At 38.2% G+C, this 3,602-nt stretch carries 6 protein-coding genes and 1 pseudogene; 5 read left to right on the forward strand and 2 right to left on the reverse strand.

Annotated features, from left to right (window positions below; all coding sequences use genetic code 11):
* Positions 1-348: pseudogene (locus WN50_RS08645) on the reverse strand (photosystem II q(b) protein); the annotation flags it as partial.
* A 235-nt stretch (positions 349-583) separates the two neighbouring features.
* Here WN50_RS08645 and WN50_RS08650 point away from each other — a divergent pair.
* The 4 genes from WN50_RS08650 to WN50_RS08665 all read left to right on the forward strand — a co-directional run bounded on the left by WN50_RS08650 (position 584) and on the right by WN50_RS08665 (position 2,024).
* Positions 584-880, forward strand: a complete 297-nt coding sequence (locus WN50_RS08650; RefSeq protein WP_046280567.1) for a type II toxin-antitoxin system TacA family antitoxin — start codon at positions 584-586, stop codon at positions 878-880.
* A complete protein-coding gene (locus tag WN50_RS08655; protein WP_046280568.1) occupies positions 871-1,389 on the forward strand; it encodes a GNAT family N-acetyltransferase in 519 nt (172 codons plus the stop codon). Before WN50_RS08650 ends, WN50_RS08655 begins: the two co-directional genes overlap by 10 nt.
* Positions 1,390-1,476: 87 nt before the next feature.
* Entirely contained in the window at positions 1,477-1,674 is a 198-nt protein-coding gene (locus tag WN50_RS08660) for a hypothetical protein (RefSeq protein ID WP_053221463.1), read from the forward strand.
* Between the two features lie 2 nt (positions 1,675-1,676).
* The gene (locus WN50_RS08665) at positions 1,677-2,024 is read left to right on the forward strand and encodes a DUF433 domain-containing protein (protein WP_046280569.1); all 348 of its coding nucleotides are present in this window, start codon (positions 1,677-1,679) and stop codon (positions 2,022-2,024) included.
* A 25-nt stretch (positions 2,025-2,049) separates the two neighbouring features.
* On the opposite strand, the gene WN50_RS08670 is transcribed toward WN50_RS08665, so the two are convergent.
* Entirely contained in the window at positions 2,050-2,409 is a 360-nt protein-coding gene (locus WN50_RS08670; RefSeq protein WP_152964746.1) for a hypothetical protein, read from the reverse strand.
* A gap of 654 nt (positions 2,410-3,063) precedes the next feature.
* Between WN50_RS08670 and WN50_RS08675 the strand changes: the two genes are divergently transcribed.
* The coding region (locus WN50_RS08675; protein WP_046280594.1) for a helix-turn-helix domain-containing protein at positions 3,064-3,602 on the forward strand (539 nt) is incomplete at its 3' end.

Consider the following 3,602-nt stretch of genomic DNA (forward strand, 5'->3'; position numbering starts at 1 on the left):
GATTACCAACTGGTAAGGGCCACCGTTGTACAGCCACTCATCGAGAGAAGCTGCTTCCCAGATGGGGTAGAAGTGTAAACCGATGGCGTTGGATGAGGGAACAACTGCACCAGAGATGATGTTGTTTCCGTACATTAAGGAACCGGCTACGGGTTCACGGATTCCGTCGATGTCAACCGGGGGTGCTGCTACGAAGGCGATGATGTAGCAGATGGTTGCAGTTAACAAGGTGGGGATCATCAACACGCCGAACCAGCCGATGTACAGGCGGTTGTTGGTGGATGTTACCCAGTTGCAGAACTGCGCCCAAACGTTGGCGCTTTCGCGTTGCTGTAAGGTTGTTGTCATGTTAGGTATGATTGCTATGTATTTTTCGAGGTTCGTTTGGTATCTATGTCTACTACATTAACGGCTTTATTACGGTTTGTAAAGTCTTTTAACAACAGGGTTTCTGATAGCTTTGATAAGCTGGGCTAATCAATAACGGTCGTGATTCCCGATGACAACGATTGTATTGACAACGTATACACAAAGCGTTAGGGTATAAATAGGCTTTTGTGAGTCTCTCAATCTAATACCGATTATGTCACCATCAGAATTTGAAACCCAAGCGGGTCAAACCCGTGACGTGACCATTAATATTCGAGCCAAACAGAATCAACGAGATTTAATTGATCATGCGGCTCAAATTAAGGGAAAAAGTCGCTCTGAGTTTATGCTCGAAGCTGCTTATGAAAAAGCCCAAAACATTCTTTTAGATCAATGTTTTTTTGGTTTAAATGAAGTCAGATTTCAAGAATTTTTAGATCGGCTAGATGAACCCCCAACCCTCAATCATCAATTGCAGCAATTGTTAACAACTAAGCCACTGTGGGATTAAATTCAGAATCAAACCGAATTACCCCGCCAGAAAAACTCAATTCATCTCATCAAATTGATAACTTTGATTCCGGCAATCATCAACTGAATGACTGGCTGAAAAAACGTGCTTTGAAGAATGAGTTAGAGGGAGGTTCACGCACTTATGTTGTTTGCGTTGGCAATGTCGTCATTGGATATTATTGTCTTGCTAGTGGGGCGGTAGCACAAACCATCGCAACAGATCGAGTTCGCCGTAATATGCCTGATCCAATTCCCGTGATGGTGATTGGCAGACTCGCAGTTGATCGGCAATGGCAAGGGAAAGGGATCGGTCGGGGTTTACTCCGAGATGCAATTCTTCGGACTTTACAAGCTGCTGAAATTGTCGGCATTCGGGCAATTCTTGTTCAAGCTATTTCTTTAGAAGCGAAACAGTTTTATGAGAATTGTGGATTTACGGTTTCACCCATTGAACCAATGATTCTGATGATAACCGTTAAAGATGCCATTTCTGCACTAGGTTTGTAAATTTTAATAAAGTATGACAAATCTAAAGAATCTAACGATTGAATACAATTTCAACTCTTACCTGAAATTTATTTATAATAAACGAAGATGGGAATACAAATTTCAATTTCTGATTCTGTTCTACAAGCAATTCGTTTACCTGAACAGCGTATTGAACAGGAATGGCGAGCGGATGATACAGAAGAAGCGATTGAAGGAATTAAACAAGGATTAGAGGATTTTGAACAGGGACGGTTTCGAGATTTTGAGCAATTTGCTGAAGAACAATATAACAGATCGTTGTAATTATGCAGTTAGAAGATTATTTAGAATTTATTAATCCTAATGAAATTCGTCTCAAAGGTCATCGTATTGGCATTGAGGATATTATCAAATATTATTTGGATGGATACACCCCAGAACAAATTTTACAAGAGCTACCTACCCTCAACCTTGAAAAAATCTATGCTGTGATTACCTATTATTTACAAAATCGTTCGGCGATGGATGCTTATCTATTGCGGTTATGGAAACAGCGAGAACAACATTATCAAGAGTTTATCACTCATCCTTCACCTTTAAGGCAACGTTTACAAGCGGTTAAGCAGCAACGAGAACAGGAGAAATTAAAACATGAAAGTTCGGTTTCTCCTTGATGAAAATTTGTCCCCAAAATTGAAGTTAGCGGTACAACGTTTTAGATTGACGAGTTTGACTGTTAATTGCAATTGCACAGGCTGTAGATATAAGATTTCGTGTTGCTTGAGATTGAGGAGTATAGTGTGTCGAATCTCCTTCTACAACCCAATAGTTATGTCTACAGCTAATTGTTGCATCTATTCTTTCGCTATCCAGATAATATGTCGCAGTTATGAATAACCCAGTACCTGCTGGTGTGCCTCTTGAGACAGAATCAGTATCGAGAGTCAGGGTTTCTCCGGTGGAAGCTGTACCAAGAACTACCATTTCAGCTTGGGCAGGTTGCAAGACAAAAGGAGCTAGGAGAGCGATCGCTAAACCTATCAATCTAAATTTATTCACGAATTTTCCTCTAAGTAATGTATATACGGTAGTGATACCTAAAAATGATATCAGGGTAGCTCTGACACCTGAAATAAGAGGAGGAGCCTCTATCATATATTCCCAGGCTCCTGCTTGGGAACGAGGTGAAAACAAATATAAAATCTACACTTATAAAAAGAATAGTGTAGATTGATTGCTATTAAAAATTAAATAATTGATAAGTAAGAATTTATTCAATTATTCATCCCAACATCTCTTGTGGCCATCAACGTATTTGCAAACCAACTTCCCGACAATCAAATGTTTCTTTATTTCATTCTTCTGTGAGTTATAAGTGTATGTATTGCTTACAGATACACTAGGTGTTAGATTCAAGGATGGACTTGCCAATACAGGTAAAACATTGCTTACAACAAGCAAAATGATTAAAAGGGAAAAGGAAAAAATTGTTGCTAATTTTTTCATGACTTTTTCTCTCCAACTGGATTTCTGAAACAACTGACTTGTTTTATTATATAAGAGTATTTTAGATGTAACAATCCTAATAAGTAACATTAAGTCAGTAGTTTTATAAAGTTTTTTATCAATTTATCGAGGATAGACTTGCCAAAGTACGGAAAAGTACGATAAATTAAGATAACCTTAAGCCAGACTTCACCCCCAACTCAATCTATGACTACTGAGGAACTCTTACATTGGGCGGATGACATTGTATTTACCAAAACAGGAAAACACCTCGATTCTGTAGAAATGGCTATCTTAGAAGGAACTTGGCAAGGATTAAAATATGAAGAAATTGGGAAAAGTTGCTATCGGAGTAAGTCCCATGTTAAAAATATAGCTTCCGAATTATGGAAGACTCTATCGGATTTGTTAGGAGAAGATATCAATAAAATGAATGTTCGCTCTATTTTAGAAAGAAAAGCAGTATCTAATATTTACAATTACGGTGAATCTTTGGAGATAGTTAGTAGTTATATTAATAGCCCTATCAATATTTATGGAGAAAAGATGCGATATTCAGAAGATACTAGACAGCGATCGCAATCTCCCTCAGAAACTTCACCAACCCAAAATCAATCAACAATCATCAATTTAATAGACGCACCCGAATTAACTACCTTTTACGATCGCACCTCAGAATTAACTACCCTCAAACAATGGATATTAGAAGATCATACTCGCTTAATTACCATTTATGGATTAAGTGG

Source organism: Limnoraphis robusta CS-951, assembly GCF_000972705.2.